Annotated in this window: 17 protein-coding genes and 1 pseudogene; 4 read left to right on the top strand and 14 right to left on the bottom strand. The window is 70.3% G+C overall.

Going from position 1 to position 22,081, the window contains the following annotated elements:
- The first annotated feature begins 9 nt into the window (after nucleotides 1-9).
- The gene (locus tag ABZU72_RS00375; protein ID WP_355016925.1) at nucleotides 10-2,250 is read left to right on the top strand and encodes an MMPL family transporter; all 2,241 of its coding nucleotides are present in this window, start codon (nucleotides 10-12) and stop codon (nucleotides 2,248-2,250) included.
- A 5-nt stretch (nucleotides 2,251-2,255) separates the two neighbouring features.
- On the opposite strand, the gene ABZU72_RS00370 is transcribed toward ABZU72_RS00375, so the two are convergent.
- From ABZU72_RS00370 to ABZU72_RS00330, 9 genes and pseudogenes are all read right to left on the bottom strand, one after another.
- On the bottom strand, nucleotides 2,256-3,515 hold the full coding sequence (locus tag ABZU72_RS00370; RefSeq protein ID WP_355016924.1) for a PHB depolymerase family esterase: 1,260 nt from the start codon (nucleotides 3,513-3,515) through the stop codon (nucleotides 2,256-2,258).
- Nucleotides 3,516-3,646: 131 nt separating this feature from the next.
- A complete protein-coding gene (locus ABZU72_RS00365) occupies nucleotides 3,647-4,270 on the bottom strand; it encodes a flavin reductase family protein (RefSeq protein ID WP_355016923.1) in 624 nt (207 codons plus the stop codon).
- 58 nt (nucleotides 4,271-4,328) lie between these two features.
- Nucleotides 4,329-5,612 carry a hypothetical protein gene (locus ABZU72_RS00360; protein ID WP_355016922.1) on the bottom strand — a complete coding sequence of 428 codons (1,284 nt, stop codon included), beginning with the start codon at nucleotides 5,610-5,612 and terminating at the stop codon, nucleotides 4,329-4,331.
- 60 nt (nucleotides 5,613-5,672) lie between these two features.
- Nucleotides 5,673-6,044, bottom strand: coding sequence for a DUF6508 domain-containing protein (locus ABZU72_RS00355; RefSeq protein ID WP_355017327.1), 372 nt, complete (start codon nucleotides 6,042-6,044; stop codon nucleotides 5,673-5,675).
- 84 nt (nucleotides 6,045-6,128) lie between these two features.
- A pseudogene (locus ABZU72_RS00350) lies at nucleotides 6,129-6,605 on the bottom strand (O-acetyl-ADP-ribose deacetylase); the annotation flags it as partial.
- Nucleotides 6,602-9,061, bottom strand: coding sequence for a non-ribosomal peptide synthetase (locus ABZU72_RS00345; protein ID WP_355016921.1), 2,460 nt, complete (start codon nucleotides 9,059-9,061; stop codon nucleotides 6,602-6,604). The gene ABZU72_RS00345 and the pseudogene ABZU72_RS00350, both read right to left, overlap by 4 nt.
- On the bottom strand, nucleotides 9,058-10,095 hold the full coding sequence (locus tag ABZU72_RS00340; protein WP_355016920.1) for an ABC transporter ATP-binding protein: 1,038 nt from the start codon (nucleotides 10,093-10,095) through the stop codon (nucleotides 9,058-9,060). The genes ABZU72_RS00345 and ABZU72_RS00340 overlap by 4 nt, the downstream gene beginning before the upstream one ends.
- Nucleotides 10,092-11,633, bottom strand: coding sequence for an iron ABC transporter permease (locus tag ABZU72_RS00335; protein WP_355016919.1), 1,542 nt, complete (start codon nucleotides 11,631-11,633; stop codon nucleotides 10,092-10,094). Before ABZU72_RS00335 ends, ABZU72_RS00340 begins: the two co-directional genes overlap by 4 nt.
- A gap of 5 nt (nucleotides 11,634-11,638) precedes the next feature.
- Complete coding sequence (locus ABZU72_RS00330) at nucleotides 11,639-12,643, bottom strand: iron ABC transporter substrate-binding protein (protein WP_355016918.1); 1,005 nt, start codon at nucleotides 12,641-12,643, stop codon at nucleotides 11,639-11,641.
- 206 nt (nucleotides 12,644-12,849) lie between these two features.
- On the opposite strand from ABZU72_RS00330, the gene ABZU72_RS00325 reads away from it, so the two are divergent.
- A complete protein-coding gene (locus tag ABZU72_RS00325; protein WP_355016917.1) occupies nucleotides 12,850-14,241 on the top strand; it encodes a cytosine permease in 1,392 nt (463 codons plus the stop codon).
- Between the two features lie 33 nt (nucleotides 14,242-14,274).
- On the opposite strand, the gene ABZU72_RS00320 is transcribed toward ABZU72_RS00325, so the two are convergent.
- From ABZU72_RS00320 to ABZU72_RS00300, 5 genes are read right to left on the bottom strand one after another with little or no spacing between them, the layout of a single operon-like run.
- Nucleotides 14,275-15,192, bottom strand: coding sequence for a LysR family transcriptional regulator (locus ABZU72_RS00320; protein ID WP_355016916.1), 918 nt, complete (start codon nucleotides 15,190-15,192; stop codon nucleotides 14,275-14,277).
- A gap of 20 nt (nucleotides 15,193-15,212) precedes the next feature.
- The gene (locus ABZU72_RS00315; RefSeq protein WP_355016915.1) at nucleotides 15,213-16,652 is read right to left on the bottom strand and encodes an aspartate ammonia-lyase; all 1,440 of its coding nucleotides are present in this window, start codon (nucleotides 16,650-16,652) and stop codon (nucleotides 15,213-15,215) included.
- On the bottom strand, nucleotides 16,649-17,788 hold the full coding sequence (locus tag ABZU72_RS00310) for a M20 family metallopeptidase (RefSeq protein ID WP_355016914.1): 1,140 nt from the start codon (nucleotides 17,786-17,788) through the stop codon (nucleotides 16,649-16,651). The genes ABZU72_RS00315 and ABZU72_RS00310 overlap by 4 nt, the downstream gene beginning before the upstream one ends.
- Before the next feature lie 4 nt (nucleotides 17,789-17,792).
- On the bottom strand, nucleotides 17,793-18,461 hold the full coding sequence (locus ABZU72_RS00305; RefSeq protein WP_355016913.1) for a DUF1028 domain-containing protein: 669 nt from the start codon (nucleotides 18,459-18,461) through the stop codon (nucleotides 17,793-17,795).
- Entirely contained in the window at nucleotides 18,458-18,910 is a 453-nt protein-coding gene (locus ABZU72_RS00300; RefSeq protein WP_355016912.1) for a RidA family protein, read from the bottom strand. Before ABZU72_RS00300 ends, ABZU72_RS00305 begins: the two co-directional genes overlap by 4 nt.
- A gap of 167 nt (nucleotides 18,911-19,077) precedes the next feature.
- On the opposite strand from ABZU72_RS00300, the gene ABZU72_RS00295 reads away from it, so the two are divergent.
- A complete protein-coding gene (locus ABZU72_RS00295; protein ID WP_355016911.1) occupies nucleotides 19,078-20,337 on the top strand; it encodes an NAD(P)/FAD-dependent oxidoreductase in 1,260 nt (419 codons plus the stop codon).
- A 412-nt stretch (nucleotides 20,338-20,749) separates the two neighbouring features.
- Nucleotides 20,750-21,991 (top strand): DUF222 domain-containing protein, encoded by a 1,242-nt coding sequence (locus tag ABZU72_RS00290; RefSeq protein WP_355016910.1) that lies wholly within the window; start codon nucleotides 20,750-20,752, stop codon nucleotides 21,989-21,991.
- Nucleotides 21,992-22,081: the final 90 nt, after the last annotated feature.

Genomic DNA, 22,081 nt, shown 5'->3' with positions numbered 1-22,081 from the left:
AGCGCGACAATGGTCGAGCCGATCCGCGAACTGATCCCCACCTCCGCCCCCACCACCCCCACCGCGCCGGCATTCCGCTCGACCTGGCTGGCGAAGCTGGGCCGCGTTGTCGCCCGTCGTCCCGGATGGATCCTCGGCATCGCGATCAGCGCGTTGCTCGTTCTCGGGTTCGTCGCCTCCGGGGCGATGTCATCGTTCGTACTGTCTCGCTGGGAGGTGCCTGGCACCGAGTCGGTGGCAGCACAGGACGAGCTCACCGAGCGCTTCGGCACCGGCACCGCGAACGTCATCCTGCTCGTCGAGGCGACCGGCGGATCGGTCGATGACCCCTCGGTCGAGCGGGAGGCCATGGCAGTCTCCGCCGACCTCGCCGATGAGTCGCGGGTGGCGGAGGTCTGGTCCTACTGGTCGAACGGACGGGACCCTTCCATGCGCAGCGACGACACTGGCTCCGCGGTTGTTCTCGCCCACGTCGCCGGCGACGCCACGAGTGCGCGCGAGGTGATCGCGGACCTGATCCCCGCCTACACGATCCACGGCGAGACGATCGACGTACGCGTGGCCGGCGGAGAGGCCGCCTCGACCCAGATCAGCGAGCAGGCGGCGCTCGACTTCGTGCGCGCCGAGCTGATCATCCTTCCGCTGATGTTCGTCCTCCTGCTGATCATCTACCGCCGGCTCAGCTTCGCTCTGCTGACCCTGGGCGTCGGTGTCTTCGCCGTGGTCGGCACGCTGGCCGGACTGCGCGCCCTGACCGGCGTGACCGAGATAGCCTCTTTCGCCGCGAACATCACCCTGGTGATGGGCATCGGCCTGGGCGTCGACTACAGCCTGTTCGTGATCTCCCGATTTCGTGAGGCCCTCGGCGCAGGTCGATCGGTGCCGGACGCTCTGGCCGAGACCCTGGACACCGCCGGACGTACGGTGATCTTCAGCGGTCTGACGGTCGCCGCGGCGATGTCGATGCTGTTCGTCCTGCCGTACGACTTCCTGCGCTCCTTCGCATGGGCCGGCGTCCTCACCGTCCTCACCACGGGCATCGGCGCCATCGTCGTCCTCCCGGCTGCGCTCGCGCTCATCGGCGCGCGAATGGCCCGGCGCGGCAGCACTCCCCCCGCCGCAAGGCCGGTCGAGGCCGGGCGCTGGTACCGGCTGGGGCGACGGGTGATGGATCGTCCGCTCGCCTGGGGTGGGATCGCGCTGATCAGTCTGATCGCTCTCGCCGCGCCCGCGGCGGGGGTTCAGATCGGAGTCCCCGACGACCGCGTACTACCTCCAGGACATTCCGTGCGCGACACCTACGACGAGCTGCGTGCAGGCTTCTCGGCCGAACCCAACGACGCTCTTCAGGTCGTCAACACCGGTCCCGCCGTGGCTCCCCAGGACATCGTCGAGTACGCGATCGAACTCTCCACCGTGGACGGGATCGTGCAGGTCAACTCCCCCGCCGGGGTCTTCGCAGACGGCACCCGCATCGCCCCGGCCCCCGATCGCCTCGACCAGGCCGACGGGCAACGCCTCGAGGCGGTCCCGTCACGCGCTGCGCTCGATGCCGGTGTCCCGACCGAGCTCGTCCACGAGGTGCGTTCTCTGGACAGCCCCTTCACCGAACAGGTGGTCGGGGGTGACCCGGCGGAGCTGGTCGACTTCCGCGACGCACTGATGGAGCGGCTCCCGCTGGCCGGCATCCTGATCCTGATGGTCACGTTCGTGCTGCTGTTCCTGTTCAGCGGCAGCCTGCTGATCCCGCTGAAGGCAGTGCTCCTGAACATGGTGAGCATCGCCGTGATGTTCGCGGTGCTCACCGTCGTCTTCCAGAACGGGATGTTCGCCGACCTCCTCGGCTTCACCCCCATCGGCACTCTCGATCCCGCCTTCCCGATACTCATGTTCTGCGTCGTCTACGGGCTGTCGATGGACTACGAGGTGTTCATGGTCTCCCGCATCCGCGAGGAGTACGACCGAACCGGCGACAATCGGCAAGCCGTGCTCCTCGGCCTGCAACGCTCCGCCCCACTGATCACGGCGGCCGCCGTCACCCTCGCGGTCTCCTTCGCCGTCTACGCCTCCGGCGAGGTCATGTATCTGAAGATGATCGGCATCGGTACGGCCGTGGCCATCCTCGTCGACGCCACCATCATCCGCGGTGTCCTCGTCCCGGCGGCCATGCGGCTGGGCGGCAGCGCCAACTGGTACCTGCCGCCCTGGCTCAACCGCATCTTCGGCCGCCTCAGGCTCCGCGAGTCGTGACCCGATCAGCAGGAGGTGACCACGTCGAAGCGGCCGCCCGCCGACTCCTGCAAGGTCGTCACGGTGACGTCGCCCTGCCCGAGGTAGTCCTCCGAGACGTTCGCGTAGAACGGGTTGTACGGGTTGGTGCCGTAGGAGTGCGCGCGCCCGGCGGCCTCGTGCTGGGCGTTGGTCGCAGCGCCGCAGTAGAGGCCCGGCTCGGTCGGCGGGTCGGTGGGCTCCTCCGTCGGCGGGTCGGTCGGCTCGGTGCCCCGCTCGACGCGGCGGTTGTTGTCGAAGAAGAAGTCCGTGACGTACGCCGGGTAGTCGATCGAGTTCGTCGTGACGTACGAGCCGCCGGGGCCGCCGCCCGCCGGCCAGTTGTGTCCCATCCCGGTGTTCTGGATCAGGGATACCCTCGCGCCGGTGCCGTCCGACCACAGCGTGCCGGAGCCGGCGGTGTTGTTGCCGGCCAGCCCGGACAGGGAGAAGGACGACTGCGACCCGGCACCGTAGATTCCGGCCATGACCTGCGCATTCAAGGTGTTGTAGCCGGGGGCGACTGTGGTGTCGTTGGAGCCGTAGATCACCGAGGTGAGCTGGCTGCCGAATCCCGAGGAGGCAGAGCCGGCGAACGTACGGCAGGTGTTGGTGACCTGCGACTGGGTCACTGCCACCGAGCCGATCTGCCCCGAGGTCGTCCCGACCGAAGGGCCGGCGTTGATCCCGATCCCGGCGAACACGTCGGGCGCGAGACAGCCCATCACCATCGTCTCGCCAGCACCCGAGGACAGCCCGGACAGGTAGACCTGGTCGGGGTCGATGTCCAGGGCCGGATCGGCGAGCAGGTCGCTGACCAGCTGGAGGAGGTTGTCGTCGTGCCTCCCCGGCGAGGTCCGGGAGTGGTTGCTGTCGTAGTAGTCCCAGCAGCCGAGGAGTACGCCGCCGTTAGGCGCCGCCGGGATCGCCACGACCATCCCGCGCGCGTCCGCGGTCGCGGTCCAGTTGCCGCCGTCACGCAGGGCGGCCGAGGTCTGGACGCAGCCATGCAGGTTGACCATGAGCGCCCGCCCGGTGCCGAGCGTCGGAGCGGTGCTGGGGACGTACAGCTGGGTGGTCATCCCGCCCGCGGTCCTCGCCGACCAGGAGCCCGCCGCGGCCGTGGAGGCCTCGGTCGGGGCGATCGCCACGGCCGCTCCCCCGGCCAGCACCAGGCCGAGGCCCGCGAGCGCGGCGCCGATTCGTTGCTGCCGGAACCTGGACGAGATCCGAAACCCGAGACCCATGACCGATCCTCCTGAGCGAGACCAGCCCGCCGCCTCCCGGCAGGCAGACCGACCGTAGATGTGACGCCCGCCACAGGTCTATGTCGACGCGGACCACAATCCGGTGCCCGGATGTATCGATCCGGCGCCGGTCACCGGTAGAGCTCCTCGTCGATGCTCGCCAACCGCGACGGATGGACCCGCTCCCCCAGCCCGTAGAACTGCTGGAAGCTCATCACCAGTGGCCGCCAGCGATCAGGATCGATCCGGTGGTCGTGGCCGTCGAGGCGTAGCTCCGGTGCGACCCGCACCGCGGTCACCGCGACCTCCACGGCCAGCAGCTTCGGCTCACCGAGATCGTGGAGCGCTGCCACCGTTCCCTCGATGTGCACCGGGCACTCCGCCACCGAAGTCGGCAGCACCGTGTCGGATCCGTACGCCGTCAGCCCGGCGTGCGCGTACTTGTCGGCGACATGCACATACCCGCGCTCAGCCTTCGCCGCCGACATCGCCGCATTGCCCGTGGTCAGCGCGAGCCGGTCGACCTGGGTGACGAGGTCGACACTCGGAAGGTTGAGCACGATCTCAGGCCGCTCCCTCACGTTGCGCGCCGTCTGCGATGACCCGCCGATCCCGAGGACCGCCGTACGTCCCAGCCAGAAGACCGACGACATCGGCATCAGGTTCGTGGTGCCGTCCTCGTTGAGAGTGGAGAGCAATACCACCGGCGTACCGAAGTAGAGGATGGCCGGATCGATGTCGACATGCGTACCCATGCCTCGAAACTAGGGCCCCTCAGCGGCGACTTCCGGCGGTTATCCGACGGCGCAGTATTCACCCCGTCCACGCCCTCGAGATCGCGTCGAGCAAAGGCCGGACCTCCTCGCGCCGTTCCGCTTCGGACACCTCGATTTTGTCTCCGGCGCTCCGGAAGGTGACCTCCCGCCCCTGGTCGTCACGGACGGTGACCAGCCTCCCGAAACCAGCGAGGGGCTTGATCACCTCCACCATGTCGGAAACCTCGTCGATGGCCACTTGTACCGAGAGGACGTCATCAGCCAAAGCGAACGGCGCGTACGCAGCAAGCCGCGGTGCCGCAGCGACTCGCTCAGCGACCACGTCCGGGGGTCCGGCAATCTGGTATCGCTCATCCCCGGCGACGGTGCCGGAGATCGAGATCCGGCTGAGACCAGCGGCCTCCGGGTCCTGTGCAGCCTGCTGATGGATGGCGACGACGTCGTTCACGTCGACGCCACCGATCTGGAGGCCGCGAACATCGCTGCTGACCGACCCCACCGACGAGAGCGCAGCGAGATCGAGGACGAGCTGAGCAGCGGGCACGTCCCGGCTCCAAGCGTTGATCTTGCCGCCGCTGACGCTGACCCGTTGACCGGGCGTCTTGCGCGCGAGCTCGTCGGCCGCGACCACGTCCTCACCGCGACTCATCCCCAGAACCAGCGAGCCCGGCCTGATCGCATAGCTCACGACGTCGAGCTGATCCCGGATCTCGCGGAGGCTGACGATGGGCTTCGATATCGAAACCGCTTCAGGCAACGTGTCGACGTGCTCCCAGTAGTCAGGCGCATCGGTGACGCTCTGATCCTTTCCGTGGGTCACCAGCACACCGGCGCGCTCACAGCCCGGCGTCGCGGCCCGGAGCGAAACCAAGCCGTCATAGGCCGTCACTGCATCCGCACTCGCTTTCGCCGCGACGACACAGGCCTGTGACCCGGCACCGTAGGCGATCGTCGCGCTGCTCAGATCGGTGCGCTGCCGCACCTCGTCGAGCAACCGCAACCCGCTCGCGTTGCTCTCCTCGGATGGGCTCACCTGGAGATCGACGCGGTCGATCCCGAGCATGAGCTCGTAGTCGGGACTCTCCCCGGACACGTAGGGCTCGAGGATCGCGGCGATCTCAGCGGCCCGCGCCGTGCTGATCCCGTCCTCCAAGACGATGGTTCCGCTGGCGTCACCCGCAAACGGCAGCACGTTGTTGCCACCGACCTCCACCCGCTCGATGCCATCGACACCCTCGAGCCGTTCGCTCAGCTCATCGGCCAGCTGGTCGCCCCGGTTGGCCGCACACGACGACGCCATCAGCGCGATCGCGAGCGCCATGACGACAGTGCGAGTCCTCACAATGCTTCCTTTCGGTCCCGAAACATGGGTCATCGCTGCTCAGCGCTCGCTCTCGAACCACGTACGCAACCGAGAGACGATCGCGTCGATGGACCCGTCCTGAAGTGCACGCCCGAAGACACCGTCGTTGAACCGCTCACCACGAACGTAGACCGTGGCGAGCCGAGCAGCGTCCGCGACCGGCGCGGCAGCGAGCAGCGAGGGGTCGGAGAGAAGCGGATTGCCCCGCATCCACTTCATCCAGTCGATAGAAGCACCCGGGAGCGAGCGGTAGAGCTGGCGGACACGGTCGCTGTAGGCGGGATACGGCATCTGGATCGCGCCGCTCTCGGTCTTCTGCCCGCCACCCCAGGCGAAGTCACGGTCCTCAGCGGTGAGCGCGTCGGCGGCCGAGAAGGCCTCGCGCCACATCGTCTCGGGCACGCTCCGCAGCTGGGCCTCGACCTGAGCATCGGAGGGATCGAGGGCCTCACGGGCGCGGTCGAAGGTGTCGTACGCCTTCTGGTCGAAGAGCACGACACGCGCCTCGTCGACAGAGGTCGGGGTCCGGGCGAGGGTCCACAGGGAGGCGTACGCGGCCTCCTCGAGCGGGTAGCGGTAGACGCCGGTCGAGATCGCCGGGAACGCCACCGTGCGCGCCCCGAGCTCGTCGGCCACTCGGAGCGACTCGCGGAAACACGAGGTCAGCGGGGCACTGTTGTCCTGGCCGTCTGTGTAGACCGGCCCGACCGTGTGGATCACCCACCGCGCCGGGAGGTCGCCGGCAGTCGTCGCGACCGCCTGCCCGACCGGCAGACCTCCGCCGAGATGTCCGGCCCTCAGCAGCCGGCACTCCTCGAGGATGGCCGGCCCGCCGCGCCGGTGGATCGCCCCGTCCACCCCTCCCCCGCCCAGCAGCGAGGAGTTGGCGGCATTCACGACCGCGTCGACCTGCTGTTCGGTGATGTCCCCGCGTACGACCGTGATCTTCACGCGGTCAATCTAGCCACCCGGGCTCGGGCGACCCAGGCCGCCGGGCCGAGCGCGGCGGCGACACCGGCCGCGATGGAGGCGAGGACGCCCAGCCACCCGAGCCCGGCGGCCTCGAGGCCGGGATAGATCTGCCAGTGGACGAGGTATATCCACAGCGACGCCGCGGCGAGCACGGCGGCCAGCCGGGCCAACGGCCAGGGCAGCAGAGGCGGCCACGGGACCAGCAGGACGAGGATGCCGAGGGCGACCGTGGCCTCCCGGACAGGGTCGCCGAAGAAGCCGTACGTCGCGACCACCACCGTCACCGCGACGAGCACACGCTGCCAGGGCCGCTGCGCCTCGGCTGCCGCCCATCCCAGCGCGAGGCACCACAGGACGCAGCCGATCGTGTAGCGCTCGGTGGCGCCGGCCTCGAGGCCGACCCACAGGTACCGCACCAAGAGGGTCGCACCCACCACCACGACGGCCGCACCGAACCGATGGCGCCGCTGCCACCGGTCGAGGACGGGCACCAGGAGCAGGAGGGCGAGACCGGCGAAGGACCAGGTGATGACCTCCAGGAACCACAGCTGCCAGTCGCGGGTCCACTCGTCGCTGCCCAGCGCCTGGTTGAGCCCGAGTGCGGTCGGCCAGTGGTAGCGGTCGCTGACCAGAGCCACCGCGGCCACCCAGAGAGCCGCCGGGAGCGCGATCGCGGCGGCGCCCCGGAGCAGGCGACGCGCGCGCAGGGTCCGGGTGGGAGCGGTGAGCCCGAAGCGGGCGAGGTTGAAGCCGGCCACCGCGAGCAGGATGTGGGCGCCGCCGAGGAGGGTCCAGACGTCCGCATGGCTGCCGACGATGGCGACGATGGTCACCGCGCGCAGCAGCACCGGGATCTCGACGGGCCGCAACCACCGCCGCGGGCTCCGCGCGCTCGCGGCGAGCTCGGCGATGCTCCGGTGCTGCCAGCCGGAGGGCAGGGTGCCGAGCCGTTCGCCGAGCTGGGTGGCGATCTCGACGAAGGAGAGCGAGTCGCCGCCGAGGGAGACGAAGCTGTCGGCCACCGTCGCATCGGGGCGCCTCAGCACCGCTGCATAGACCGTACGCAGCGCCTCGGCGTCCGCGCCCTCCGCCAGCCCCGCATCTGGCGGCCCGGCCGCGTCCGCCACGCTCGCCCAGGCATTGAGGGTGGCGTAGTCGACCTTCCCGTTCGGCGTACGCGGCACCTCATCGATCAGGTGGACCTGGACCGCCGCCCGCGGCAGGGCCACGATGCTGCCGACGCGCTCCGGGAGTCGGGCCGCGGACCCCGGATCGTCGGTGAACAGATGCAGGCGGCCACCCGGAGCGACGGCACGCGCCGACCCGAGCTCGGACTCGATCCGGTCGAGGTCGATACGCAGCCCGAGGATCTTGCCGAACCGGCTTCGCCGGCCGGTGATCTCCCACAGCCCGTCGTCTGCCTGCCGGGCGAGGTCGCCGGTGCGGAGCTCGGTGAGCTCGGGGCCGCGGGCGAGATCGCCGACGCTCTCGGCGTACCCCATCATCACGTTCGGCCCGGTGTATACCAGCTCGCCCACGCCTTCCTCGAGGCCTGGGCCGTCGACGGGATCGAGGCGGAAGTGCCCGCCGGGGATCGGGATGCCGATCGCCTCGGGCCGGCTGGCGGCCAGGGCGGGTGGGAGGTAGGCCATCCGGGCGGTGGCCTCGGTCTGGCCGTACATCACGACCAGGTCCCAGCCACGCGACTCCCCCAGCGCGGCATAGCGACGGACGGTCTCGGCCGGCATCTTGCCGCCGGCCTGGGTGATGTAGCGCAGCGACGGCAGCGAGCGGCCGGCGAACCCCGAGGTGTCGAGCAGGTCGAAGGTGTAGGGAACACCCGCGAACGAGGTGGCGCCGTGACGCGCCGCGGCGTCCCAGAAGCACTCGTCCGCGACCGAGAGGTCGGTGAGGATCACCGCGGCTCCGGCGCTCAGGTGGGAGTTGAGCACCGAGAGGCCGTAGCAGTAGTGCAGCGGCAACGAGCTCATCGCCCGGTCGGCGGAGGTGAGCCCGAGGTAGGCAGCGATGCTCGCCCCGTTGGCGGCCAGGTTGTCCCGGGAGAGCCGGACCAGCTTCGGCGACCCGGTCGAGCCCGAGGTCGACAGCAGCAGCGCGAGGTCGGGATGGAGATCAGCCCCGCCATCGAACGCCGTCCGGTAGCGCATCCGGAGCTCGGCGGGATCACCACCCGGCGGCGTCAGCAGCACCGGACGACGGGCGGCGAGGGCGGCCAGGTAGCCGATCACCGAGTCAAGGTCGTTGCCCGCCTCGAGCAGCACGACACCGTGGGAGGGACCGTACGCCGCCGCCCGGTCCATCACCGCCTGCTCCAGCTCCGCGTAGGTCAGCGTCGTCTCGTCGGTGATGACCGCCGGGTCGCCCGGCCGCCCCTTCAGGAGCAGCTGTGCTCCGGTAACGATCGTCGAGCTCATCGCATGTTCCCGGGATAGCCGACCAGCGGCCCCACGACGTCGAGCGCGACTGTCGCGCCGATGTCGGGGATCCCGGTGCCCGGGACCCGGGCGGTCACGCGTACGTCATCGCTCAGCCGCACCCGGATGGTGGCGTCGTGGCCGAAGAAGGAGACCTCCTCGACGACGCCTTTGGTGCCCGAGGTGGCGTCGACCGAGACCTGCACCTGCTCCGCACGGACGACCAGGGTCACCGGCCCGGCGGGCCGCGGCGTGGTGAGCGCGACCTCGCCGAGCGGCGAGTCGACCCGCCCGGCGCCGTCGACCTCACCGGGAAGCAGGGTCGCCGATCCGAGGAAGGCCGCGACCCCGGGATGCTCGGGGGTCAGGTAGACGTCCACCGCAGTGCCGACCTGCAGGAACCGCCCGGCGGCCATCACAGCCACCTGGTCGGCCAGCGAGAGCGCCTCGCCCTGGTCGTGGGTGACCAGCAGCGCTGCCGCGCCGGCCGTACGCAGCGCCCGCACGACCGCTCGCCCGGACTCCTCGCGCAGCCCCGCGTCGAGCGAGGAGAAGGGCTCGTCGAGGAGCACCAGGTGGGGCCGGGGCGCGAGCGCGCGGGCCACGGCGACCCGCTGCTGCTGGCCGCCGGAGAGCTCGTGGGGATGCCGATCGGCCAGCTCGGCCGGCAGCTCGAGCAGCCGGAGCAGCTCGGCGACACGGTCCTGCCGCTCGGCACGGCCCACGTTCCGGCGCAGTCCGAAGGCGATGTTGCCGCCGACGTCGAGATGCGGGAAGAGCGCGCCCTCCTGCGGGACGTACCCGATCCCGCGGCGCCGCGGCGCCAGCCCGGCGACCGAGCGCCCGCCGATCCTGATCTCGCCCGCGGTCGGCGCCATGAACCCCGCCACGCACCGCAGCAGCGTGGTCTTGCCGCAGCCCGAGGCCCCGAGCACGGCGGTCACCCCGCCCTCGACGGTCAGGTCGAGCCCGTCGAGCACCTGGCGCCGGCCGTGTCCGGCCCGCAGCCCACTGATCTCCAACGCGGCGGTCATCGAACCTCTCCTCTCGACGAGCGACCCAGCAGGATCGTCGCCGGCATCGCGAGCAACACCAGCGCCAGCGCGTAGGGCGCCGCGGCGCCGTAGGCGACCGAGGACGCCTCGCTCCAGAACTCCGTGGCCAGCGTCGTGGTCCCGATCGGGGCCAGCAGCAGCGTCGCGGTCAGCTCCGTGGAGACCGCGAGCGCGACCATCGCGGTCGCCGTCGCCAGCCCGGGCAGGAGCAGCGGCAGGGTCACCCGGCGCATCGCGCCAGCTCTGCTCAACCCCAGGCTGAGCGCGACCTCCTCCAGCCGCGGCGGCACCAGCTCCAGCACCCCGCGCACGGCGACGAGCGCGCGCGGCAGGAACAGGATGACGTACGCAGCCACGAGCAGCGGCACCGTCTGGTAGAGCCCTGGCAGCCAGCCGATCGCGACGGTGACCAGGGCGAGCGCGACCACCACACCGGGCAGTGCGCTGGTGACGTACGCGACCCGCTCGACGCCCAGCGACCAGCTCGTCCGACGGCGGACGGCCTGCCACACGACCGGCACCGCGGCGGCGGTCGCGACGACTCCCGCGACGGCCGCCAGCGCGATGCTGGTCCCGGCGGCAGGCAGCAGGCGGCTCAGGTCGAGCTCGGCCGAGGCACCCCGGACCAGCCAGCGCACCAGGCTCGCGGCCGGCAGGCCGACGGCCAGCGCGACGAAGATCCCGAGGGCGACGACCACCGGAGCGGTCCCCCGCCCCAGCCGCAGCCGGCTTGAAGGACGCGCGGTGCCGCTCCCGACGCGGGCGCGCCGGACAGGCCCGCGGATCAGCATTTCCAGGGCCAGCAGCCCGAGGCAGGCCATCAGCAGCACGCTGGCCAGCAGGGTGGCGGCCGGACCGTTGAAGGCGGTGCCGTACTGCTGCAGGATCGCGGTCGTCAGGGTCGGGTAGTTGAGCAGCTGGAGCGCGCCGTACTCGGCCAGCAGGTGCAGCCCGACCAGCAGCGCACCACCGAGCACCGCCGGTGCGACGGTCGGCAGGACCACGCGGAGGAACACCTCCCGGGGCCGCCGCCCGAGGGAAGCGGCGACCTCCTCCAGCGACGGGTCGAGGCGGCGCAGCGCCGCCACCGCGGGCAGGTAGACCAGCGGGTAGTAGGAGAGCGAGACGACCAGCACTGCCCCGGGATAGGACTGGACCGCGTGGGTCGTCGCCACCCAGGCGTAGCCGTTGACGAAGGCCGGGATGGCCAGTGGCGCACACAGCGCTCCGTGCCACCAGCCGGCCAGGGGCAGGGAGGTCCGCTCGACCACCCACGCCCCGCTGACCCCGAAGACGACGGAGAGCAGTACACCGCCGACCAGCAGCCGGCCGGTGTTCCACAGCAGCTCACCGATGCGAGGGCGAACCAGGAAGTCGTACGCCTCCGCCGGCCCCAGCGAGGCGGTCGACCACACGACGTACGCCACCGGGAGCAGACAGACGGCGGCGATCGCGCCGGCCACCGCCGGCATCAGCCACCTTCCTGAGGAGGCGGCCGGAAACGTGCCGAGATGCACGCTGCTCAGAGGAACCCGACTTCCGTCATCATCTCGACCACGGCGTCGCTGTCGAGGTCGGAGACCGAGACGGCGGGCGGTTCGAGCTCGGAGAACGGCTTGACCGGCGGGTCGAGCTGCACCTCGGGGTTCAGCGGGTACTCCAGCGCATAGCTGTCGGCCAGCCCCTGCTGCCCGGTCTTGCCGGTGAGATAGCCGATGAACTTCTCGGCGTCGGTCTTGTGCTCGGCCGAGGCCAGCACGCCCGCCCCGGAGACGCTCACGAAGGCGCCGGGGTCCTGGTTGCCGAAGAAGTGGAGCTCGGAGCTGTCGCTGACCTCGCCGGACTCGGCCTGGTCGCGGTACCAGTAGTAGTGGTAGATGATCCCGACCGGCACCTCACCCGCGTTGACCGACTCGAGGACCACGTTGTTGCCGTCGTAGACGGTGCCGTTGGCCTTGATCCCCTCGAGCCATGCCTTCGTGGCCGCCTCGCCCTCGAGGGCCAGGACTCCGGCGACGATCGCCTGGAAGTCGGCGCCGGTCGGCGAGAAGGAGATCTTGCCCTTCCACTCCGGCTCGGCCAGTTCGAGCAACGAGGCCGGCAGCTCGGCCTCGGTGATCTGGTCGGTGTTGTAGACCAGCACGGTGGAGCGGGCCACGAACCCGGTCCAGGCGTTGCTGTCCGGCCGGTACTGCTGCGGGATCGGCGCGGTCACGTCGTCCGGCAGGGTGGCCAGCAGGCCCTCACGCTCGACCGCGGCCATCGCCGGGGAGTTCTCGGTGAGGAAGACGTCGGCCGGCGACTTCTCGCCCTCGGCGACCAGCTGTGCGGCGAGCTCGAGGTCCTTGCCGTTGCGCAGCTCGACGTCGATCCCCGTCTCCTTCTCGAACGCCGGCACCAGCTCCTCCATGAGCTGCTCGTGCTGGGCGTTGTAGACGACGAGCGCGTCGCCGGAGGAACAGGAGGTGAGCGTCGCTCCGAGGAGGGCGACAGAGACCGAGACCACAACAGCTGAGATAGGCTTCACGGCCGTCCTTTCAATTGGTAAGGCTCACCTTAGGAAGGTTTACCTAAGAACGCGAGCACGGGAACGTGACGCTTTCGGTTCGCGTTCGATCCCGATCCGGGCGTGCATCGGTTTTGCCGATGCCCTACGCCAAAAGGATTCGTTTGCCAGAGGAACTACCGAGTCACGACCATGGTGGGGCGCCTCACACCCTTTGGAGAATGACCATGTCTGACCAGCCAGTCGTCGAGAAGCACACCATCGGCTACGTCCCACCCGAGGACCGCCATGGCAAGGTGCGCGACCTCTTCACCCTGTGGTTCGGGACCAACATCGCTCCCCTGCCCGTCGTCACCGGTGCCGCCGGAGTCACCGTCTTCGGCCTCGACCTGTTCTGGTGCGTCGTCGCCATCGTGGTCGGCCACCTCGTCGGCGGTGTCTTCATGGCGCTGCACTCGGCCCAGGGCCCACAGATGGGCATCCCGCAGATGATCCAGAGCCGTGGCCAGTTCGGCTCCTACGGGGCACTGATCGTCGTGGTGATCGCGGCGGTCATGTACCTGGCCTTCTTCGCCTCCAACATCGTCCTCGCGGGCCAGTCGCTGCACGGCATCGCCGACCCGATCCCGGTCGAGGCGGGCATCGTCCTGGGGGCGCTCGGCTCAGGCCTGATCGCGGTGATCGGCTACAAGGTGATCCACTCGCTCAACAAGGTCGCCACCTGGGTCCTCGGCATCGGGATCGTGCTCGGCACCGTCGCGATCTTCGTCTCCGGCGTGCCCGCGGGCTTCTGGACGCAGGGCGGCTACAGCACCGCCGGGTTCCTCGCGACCGTCTCGCTGGGTGCCCTGTGGCAGATCGCGTTCGCGCCGTACGTCTCGGACTACTCGCGCTACCTGCCGGCGAGCGTCGGGGTGAAGGCGACCTTCACCGCCACCTACCTCGGCTGCACCCTCGGCTCGATCCTGCCGTTCGTCTTCGGCGCGATCGTGGCGCTGGCGATGAAGCCGGGCGTCGAGGTGATGACCGGAGTGCGCGACACCACCGGCGCGTTCGGTACGCCGCTGCTCATCCTGTTCCTGCTCTCGGTGATCAGCCACAACGCGCTCAACCTCTACGGCACCGTGCTCTCGGTCATCACCTGCGTGCAGACGTTCGTCGCCAGCTGGATCCCGACCGCCCGCAGCCGCGTGGTGCTCTCACTGGTGGTGATGGCCGCCTCGACGTACTTCGCCATCGGCGTCTCCGGCAACTTCATCTCGCACTTCGTCGACATCGTGCTCGCGCTGCTCGTCGTGCTGGTCCCGTGGACCGCGATCAACCTGATCGACTTCTACCTGATCCACCGCGGCCACTACGACCTCGACTCGATCTTCGCGGCCGACGGCGGCATCTACGGCCGCTTCAACGGCCAGGCGATCCTCGCCTACGTGATCGGCATCGTCGTCCAGATCCCGTTCATGGCGACGCCGCTCTACACCGGTCCGGTCGCGGACAAGCTCAACGGCGCCGACCTGAGCTGGATCATCGGCCTGGTCGCGACCGCGCCGATCTACTACCTGCTGGCTCGCGGCCGCAAGCTCGCGCCGAGCGAGATGGCGCTCGCCTCGCACGCCTGAGGCACCGAGCACTCCCACGGCGGGGAGGTCGCGTCAGCGGCCTTCCCGCCGTCGCGCTGCCCGGCCCGAGGAGCGGACGAACGCCTGGGCGCGGGCGGTGAGGCGTACGCCCTTCATCGAGGCCAGCACGACCTCGAGGGGCTCGACCGGGTCGGTGATCTCGAGGGTCACGATCTGCGCACCGTCGTACGTCGTGTCGCTGGCCGGGCGCTGGTTGAGGACCGACCATCCCTGGCCGTTGGCGACCATCGCCCGGACGGTCTCGAAGCCGGCGCTGCGGTGGCGGATCCGCGGGCGGAAGCCGGCCGACTCGACGAGCCGCTCGAAGTACTGCCCGCTGTGCGGCAGATCCAGGAGCACCATCGGCTCCTCCTCGAGCTCGGCGAGCGCGACCTTCTTGCGGCGCGCCAGCCGGTGGCCCTTGCCGATGAGGACGTACGGCGCCGCGAGACCGACCCGGACGTGGTCGATGTCGTCGTCGAGGTCGTAGCCGTACATGAGCGCCAGCTCGCAGCTGCCCGAGCGCAGCGCGTGCTTGAGCGCGGCGTGCTCGTCCTCGACGACGGAGACGTGGATGCCGGGGTGGTCCCGCTCGCAGGCGGCCAGCAGCCGCGGCAGCTCGAAGGGACCCAGGGTGGTGAAGCAGCCGATGGCGAGGTCGCCGACGAGCGCCTGGCCCGCGGAGCGCGCGACCTCGACCAGCTCGCTGGTGTGCACGAGGTAGCTGCGCAGCTCGCGGAAGAACTCCTCGCCGGCCGCCGTCAGGGTCAGGCCGCGCGCGTGGTGGCGCAGCAGGAGCTGGACGCCCAGCTCCTTCTCGAGCTGGGCGACGGCCGTCGAGACGGCCGACTGCGAGACCACGAGCTGCCGCGACGCGGCGGTCATGCTGCCCAGCTCCGCAGCCGCGGCGAAGTAGCGCAGCTGGGTCAGGGTGAAGGACGGCTCGGCCATGCGAGCCATCCTGCCCGAAGTCACTCCCGTTTCGCCCCGTCAGCGCCTGAAACGTCGAGGTTCGCGAGCGTCTCGGGTCGCAGCAGCGCGTCGAGCACGACCGGGTCGAGGCCACCGGCGGCAAGAGCCAGGTCCCGTACGTCACCCGCACCGCTCAACGCGGCCTTGGCGATCTCGGCGGAGCGCGCGTAGCCGAGCAGCGGGGTCAGGGCGGTGGCGAGGCCGGCGTTGCCGGCGGCAGCGGCGGCGAGCTTGGCGGCGTCGACGGTGATCCCGTCGACGCAGAGCTCCCGCAGCGAGTCGAAGGCTGCGGCGGTCCAGGTGAATCCCTGGAGCAGGCCGTGCGCCATCACCGGCTCGAACGCGTTGAGCTGGAGCTGGCCGCCCTCGGCCGCCATGGTGACGGTCAGGTCGTTGCCGATCACCCAGAAGGCGACCTGGTTGACCATCTCCGGGATGACCGGGTTGACCTTGCCGGGCATGATGCTCGACCCGGCCTGGCGAGCGGGGATCTGGAGCTCGCCGAGCCCGGCCTGCGGGCCGGAGCTGAGCAGCCGGAGGTCGTTGCAGATCTTGGACGCCTTGACGACGATCCGCTTCAGCACGCTGGAGACCTGCACGAACGCGCCGGTGTCGCTGGTCGCCTCGACGAGGTCGCCCGCGCCGACCACCGGCAGTCCGGTGATCTCGGCGAGGTGCCGGACGGCGAGCCGCCGGTAGTCGGGGTGGGCGGTGATCCCGGTGCCGATCGCGGTGGCGCCGAGGTTGATCTCGCACAGCAGCACCCGCGAGTCGGCCAGCCGGGCCAGCTCCTCGCGCAGCGTGATGGCGAAGGCGCCGAGCTCCTGGCCGACCGTCATCGGGACTGCGTCCTGGAGCTGCGTACGTCCGATCTTGGGGACGGCACGGAACTCGGCCGCCTTGCGGGCGAACGAGTCGGCGAGGGCCTCGGTGGACTCGACCAGGCGGTCGATCGCCCCGACCAGGGCGAGCCGGACGGCGGTCGGGTAGACGTCGTTGGTCGACTGGCAGCGGTTCACGTGGTCCAGCGGGTGGATCTCGTCGTAGCTGCCGAACGGGAGACCGAGGATCTCGAGGGCTCGGTTGGCGACGACCTCGTTGGCGTTCATGTTGGTCGAGGTGCCGGCGCCGCCCTGGATCACGTCGACGACGAACTGGTCGTCGAGTACCCCGTCGCGAACCTCCTGCGCGGCGGCGGCGATGGCGTCGTGGCGCCGGTCGTCGAGCAGGCCGAGCTCGTGGTTGGCCCGGGCGGCGGCGAGCTTGACCGCGCCTAGGGCGGCGACCAGCGAGCGGTGGCTCCCGACGGTCGTGCCGCTGATCGGGAAGTTCCGCAGCGCGCGGGCGGTGTGCACGCCCCAGTAGGCGGTCGCCGGAACCTCGAACGGGCCGAGCGAGTCGTGCTCGGTGCGGGTCGGTGGGGCGTCGACGGTGGTCATCGTGCGGCCGCCTCCTCAGCGACGTCGAGCGCGGTCCAGGCCAGCGCGGTCGCGGCGTCGAGGAGCGCCTTCTCGGCGTCCCCACCGACGCAGTGCGCGGCGAACTCGGGCTGGTGGTTGAGGGCGGTCCCGGAGTTGATGCCGACGTAGGGGTGGATCGCGTTCACGACCTGGGAGACGTTGCCCATGTCGGTCGAGGCTCGGTTCATCCGGCGAGCGGGAGTCCCCGGGTCGAAGACCCGGCCGATCTCCTCGGCATTGCGCCGGTACGCCGCCAGCGCGGGCCCGAACGTGCGGAACTCGGCGTACGGCTTGCTCTCCGGTTCGACGGTGAGCTTCGCGCCGGTGGCGAGCGCGCCGGCCTCGAAGCAGCGCCAGACCTTCTCCTCGGTCTCGGCGAGCTGGGCGAGGCTCTCGGCACGGACGTACCAGCGGCCCTCAGTCCGCGCGGGGATGGCGTTGGGTGCCTCTCCCCCGTTGGTCATCACGCCGTGCACGCGTACGGTCGGCGGCAGCTGCTGGCGGAGGAGGCCGATCGCGACCTGGGCGATGGTGAAGGCGTCTGCGGCGTTGACGCCCTGCTCGGGATAGGCCGCCGCATGGGCCGCCTTGCCGCGGTACTCGACGTGCGAGTGCGACACCGCGAACGGCTCGGCCTCGGCGACGTCGACGGGAGCGGGGTGAGCCATCATGGCCAGGTCCAGGCCGGCGAAGGCACCGCGCTCGAGCAGCTCGATCTTGCCGCCACCGCCCTCCTCGGCGGGGGTGCCGTAGACCTCGATCGTGAGCCCCGCGGCGTCGGCCAGCGGAGCGAGCGCGCGGGCGGCGCCGACGGTGATCGCGGAGATCAGGTTGTGGCCGCAGGCATGGCCGAGGCCGGGGAGGGCGTCGTACTCGGCGCACAGGCCGAGCCGGAACGGGCCGCTGCCGAAGGTCGCCAGGAACGCGGTCTCCAGGCCGAGGTAGGCCGGGGTGACGGTGAACCCTGCCTCCTCGAGGGACTCCGCGACCCAGCGCGACGAGTTGTGCTCCTCCCAGCCGGTCTCGGGGTTCGCGTGCAGCTGCTCGGAGAGCCGGACGAGGCGCTCGGCGTCGCTGCTGACGGTGGTCGCGGCGTACTGCTTCGGGGTGGTCATCGACTCACTCGTCCCCGGGCACGCCGTAGGACGGGGCGACGGTGGGGTCGAGGCCGCGGGTCACGTAGTCGTCACGCTGCGGCATCCAGACCTTCAGCAGGTCGCGGAGCTCCTCGACCGGGCGCTCGCTCCAGTCGACGCGGAGGTCGGTGACCCGCCAGGCGACGTCGCGTACGACGGACAGGCCTGCCGAGTGCAACGGCCCGGCCTCGCCACCGGCGGCCAGCCCGGCCTCCAGGGCAGCCAAGAGCCGCTCCTCGAGGTCCCCGGTCGCGGCCTCGAAGCCGGCGACGACGGCGTCGACGACCTCGGTGCCGGCCAGCAGGTTGCCGGCGGCGACGACCTGCGGGGCGACGGCGTGGTGGTGGATGCCGAGCGACCCGGACCCGCTGTACGCCGCACCGGCGCCGTCGAGGCCCAGCACGGTCAGCTGGCGGTGGTCGATGTGCTCGCGGCCCTGGGTGACCGAGGCGAGAGCGGCCCGGGCGTCGAGGCCCGAGGCGAGCGCGTCGAGCAGCTCGGTGCCCAAGCGCGGGTCGGTGATGTTCTGCGAGGAAGCGCCGCCGACGCCGGGACGCAGGTGGATGCAGCGCGCGGCGACGGCCGGGCTGGAGGAGGTCACGGCGATGCCGACGGCGCCCTTGCCGTCGGTGGCGAGGACGGAGAAGGTCACTTCGTCACCTCGGGGATGACCGCGATCGCGTCGACCTCGACCAGCCACTCCGGGCGAGCCAGGGCGGAGATCACGATGCCGGTGGAGATCGGGTGCACGCCCTTCGTCCAGCGGCCGATCGTCCGGTAGACGGTCTCGCGGTAGCGCGGGTCGACGATGTAGATGGTGAGCTTGACCAGGTGCTCCATCTCGGCACCGGCCTCCTCGAGCAGCATCTTGATGTTGGCCATCGCCTGCTCGGTCTGCGCCTCGACGTCGCCGATGCCGACCGACTCGCTGGTGTCCAGGTCCTGCCCGATCTGACCGCGCACGTAGACGGTGTTGCCCGCGACGACGGCCTGGCACAGGTCGTTGTCGAGGTTCTGCTCGGGGTAGGTGACGCTGGTGTTGAACGGGCGGATCCGGGTGTGTCCGCCGACGACGATGCTGCTGGGTTTGTTGGTCTCCACGACGACCAGTCCACCTCGTCCGAGAGCATGTGTCCAACAGATGTTTCCAAGGACTATCGTCAATGAAACAGATGCAGTGGCGTCGCCGTGATTGCATCAGTCGATCCGATGGGTAAGGCCAACAACATCTGTTGGACACGAGCAACGCGGCGGCTCAGGATCTGAGTATGTCCAACGAACAGATCGAGGTCCTCGTCGTCGGCGCCGGTCAGGCCGGCGTGGCGATGAGTGAGCACCTGAGCGACAACGGCGTCCCCCATCTCGTGCTGGAGCGTGACCGGATCGCCGAGCGCTGGCGCACGATGCGCTGGGACTCGCTCGTCGCCAACGGCCCTGCCTGGCACGACCGGTTCCCGGGCCTGGAGTTCCAGGACGTCGACGCCGACGCCTTCGCCACCAAGGACCAGGTCGCCGCCTACTTCGAGGCGTACGCCGAGAAGATCGCCGCCCCGATCAGGACCGGCGTCGAGGTCACCTCGGTGACCCGCCACGAGGGCCGCCCGGGCTTCCGGGTCGAGACCTCCGACGGCGTCGTCGACGCGCGGTACGTCGTCGCGGCGACCGGGCCGTTCCAGCGGCCGGTCTACCCGCCGATCGTCCCGGACGGCGCGGTCGCCGTGCAGATGCACTCGAGCGACTACCGCAACCCCGACCAGCTTCCCGAGGGCAACGTCCTTGTCGTCGGCGCCGGCTCCTCCGGCGTCCAGATCGCCGACGAGCTGCAGCGCTCGGGCCGCCAGGTCCACCTCTCGGTCGGTCCGCACGACCGTCCCCCGCGCAGCTACCGCGGCCGCGACTTCTGCTGGTGGCTCGGCGTCCTGGGTCTGTGGGACCTGGAGACCCCGGCGGCCGGCGCGGAGCACGTCACCATTGCCGTCAGCGGCGCCCGCGGCGGCCACACCGTCGACTTCCGCGCCCTCGAGGCGAGCGGGATCCAGCTCGTCGGCATGACCGACACCTACGACGCCGGCACCCTCACCTTCCGCGAGGACCTGGCCGAGAACATCGCCCAGGGCGACGCCAACTACCTCGCCCTCCTCGACGCCGCCGACGAGTACGTCACCCGCAACGGCATCGACCTGCCCGAGGAGCCCTCCGCCCGCGACCTCGGCCCGAGCCCTTCAGCTGCGACCACGCCCCTGCTCTCCCTCGACCTGGCCGAGGCCGGCATCACCACGGTGATCTGGGCGACCGGCTTCGCGACCGACTACGGCTGGCTCCAGGTCGACGCGCTCGACGAGAACGGCCGCCCGGCCCATCGCCGAGGCGTCTCCACCGAGCCCGGCGTCTACTTCGTCGGCCTCCCCTGGCTCTCCCGCCGCGGCTCGTCCTTCATCTGGGGCGTGTGGCACGACGCCAAGCACGTCGCCGGCCACATCGCGACGCAGCGAAGCTACGCGGCATACGACCGCCAGGCGCGGGGCTGATCCACGGCGCCAGTGGTGTCTGAGTTCCAGCGTGGGTGGGGCCAATACCGGGTTTGGGCTGGGAGATTTAGAAGCAGGGTGCCTGGGCTGGGTGCCATTTACCTGTCTTGCGGGCTTCCAGCAGCGGTCTGGGTTTTCGTGGGATATCTGTCCCTGATTGGGTTCTTTGGTTTTGCTTTTGCGTGGTAGGCTCGGCGCAGGCGCACACGTGAAGGCCGACCACCTCGGAAGAGGCGTGCCCTATCTGCCCGAGACACAACGGGTACGGGGTAATCCAGGGGAACCAGGGGCGTGAACGCTGAGCTGCGAGGGTAAGTAATAGCCCGTACTGCCGGGCCTCCGAGACCAGCGAACCAACCGGGATTCTGCACACGCAGAAACCCTTGAGTTCGTACGTCGGGAGGTGACCGTGATGACCACGCTGCAACAACCCCAACACCCTGTGCTGGGGGCCGTGGTCGCGGTCACCGCCTCCCTTGGCGAGGTTGCTGAGTCGAATCCGGCGTTCATGGCCACCGACCAGAAGGCCGCCACCCTGCTCGAGATCGCCCGGGCCAAGGCACAACTGGCTGAGCTCGAACTGCGAGTTCTCGCCGCCGCTGACGACGTCGCCGCCGAGTCCGGGGCGCGGGATGTGGCGGCGTGGTTGCATCACCACACCCACCAGCGCCCCGAGACCCTGCGCGCCGACCTCCGGCTTGCCGACGCACTGGACCGTTCCTACGGCCTGGTCGCGGCCGCGATGCGCGCCGGCGCCTGCAACTCGGCCCAGGCCCACGTCATCGTCAATGCCCTCGATGACCTGCCAGCCGACCTTGACCCCGAGATCAAGACGAAGGCCGAAGAGGCGCTGGTCGGCTACGCGACCCGATTCGATCCCACCCAGCTGCGCCGCCTGGGCCGCCGGATTCTGGATGTGATCGCCCCGGAGATCGCCGAGGCCGAGGAAGCCCGCCGCCTCGCGGCCGAGGAGGCCCACGCCCGGAAGAAGACCCGGCTGAGTATGCGGCGCCTTGGTGATGGCACCACCCGGATCACCGCGGTGGTCCCGGACGCGGCCGCGGACCGGCTGGCCACCAACCTCGAGGCCTTCGCCTCACCCCGACGCGACGACGGCACCCGCACCGACACCGGCGAGTACCTCCCCTACGACCGCCGCCTGGGACGGGCGTTCTGCCAAATGCTCGAGACCCTCGACCCGGCCCGGCTCCCGATCCACGGCGGGGACGCCACCACCGTGATCGTGACCATCGACATCGACCAGCTCCGCAAGGAAGCCGGCATCGCCCAGATCCTCGGCGGCACCCCGATCACCGCAGCCGAAGCCCGGCGCCTGGCCTGCACCGCCAACATCATCCCCGCCGTACTCGGTGGCGCCTCCGAGGTTCTCGACTTCGGCCGCAAAGAGCGATTCTTCACCGCCGCCCAACGCCGCGCCCTCCTGCTGCGGTCGGAGACCTGTGAGGCCGAGGGCTGCGACATCCCCGGCACCTGGGCCGAGGCCCACCACTGGATCGCCTGGGCCCAAGGCGGCCTGACAGACATCGATAACGCGTCACTGCTCTGTGCCCATCACCACCACCGCGCCCACGACGCGGCATATCTCCACGAACGCCTACCCAACGGCGATGTTCGCTTCACCAGGCGCAGATAGGCCGACTCATCGAGCAGAATCATCGCGACCCGTCGGCTTCGAAGCGGCGCGGCTCCGGCATGCCTTCGCGACGCGGTAATGCCGAAGCGC

This window comes from Nocardioides sp. NPDC004968, from assembly GCF_040608935.1.
GTDB lineage: Bacteria > Actinomycetota > Actinomycetes > Propionibacteriales > Nocardioidaceae > Nocardioides.
This window is presented reverse-complemented; position numbering and strand designations above follow the sequence as displayed.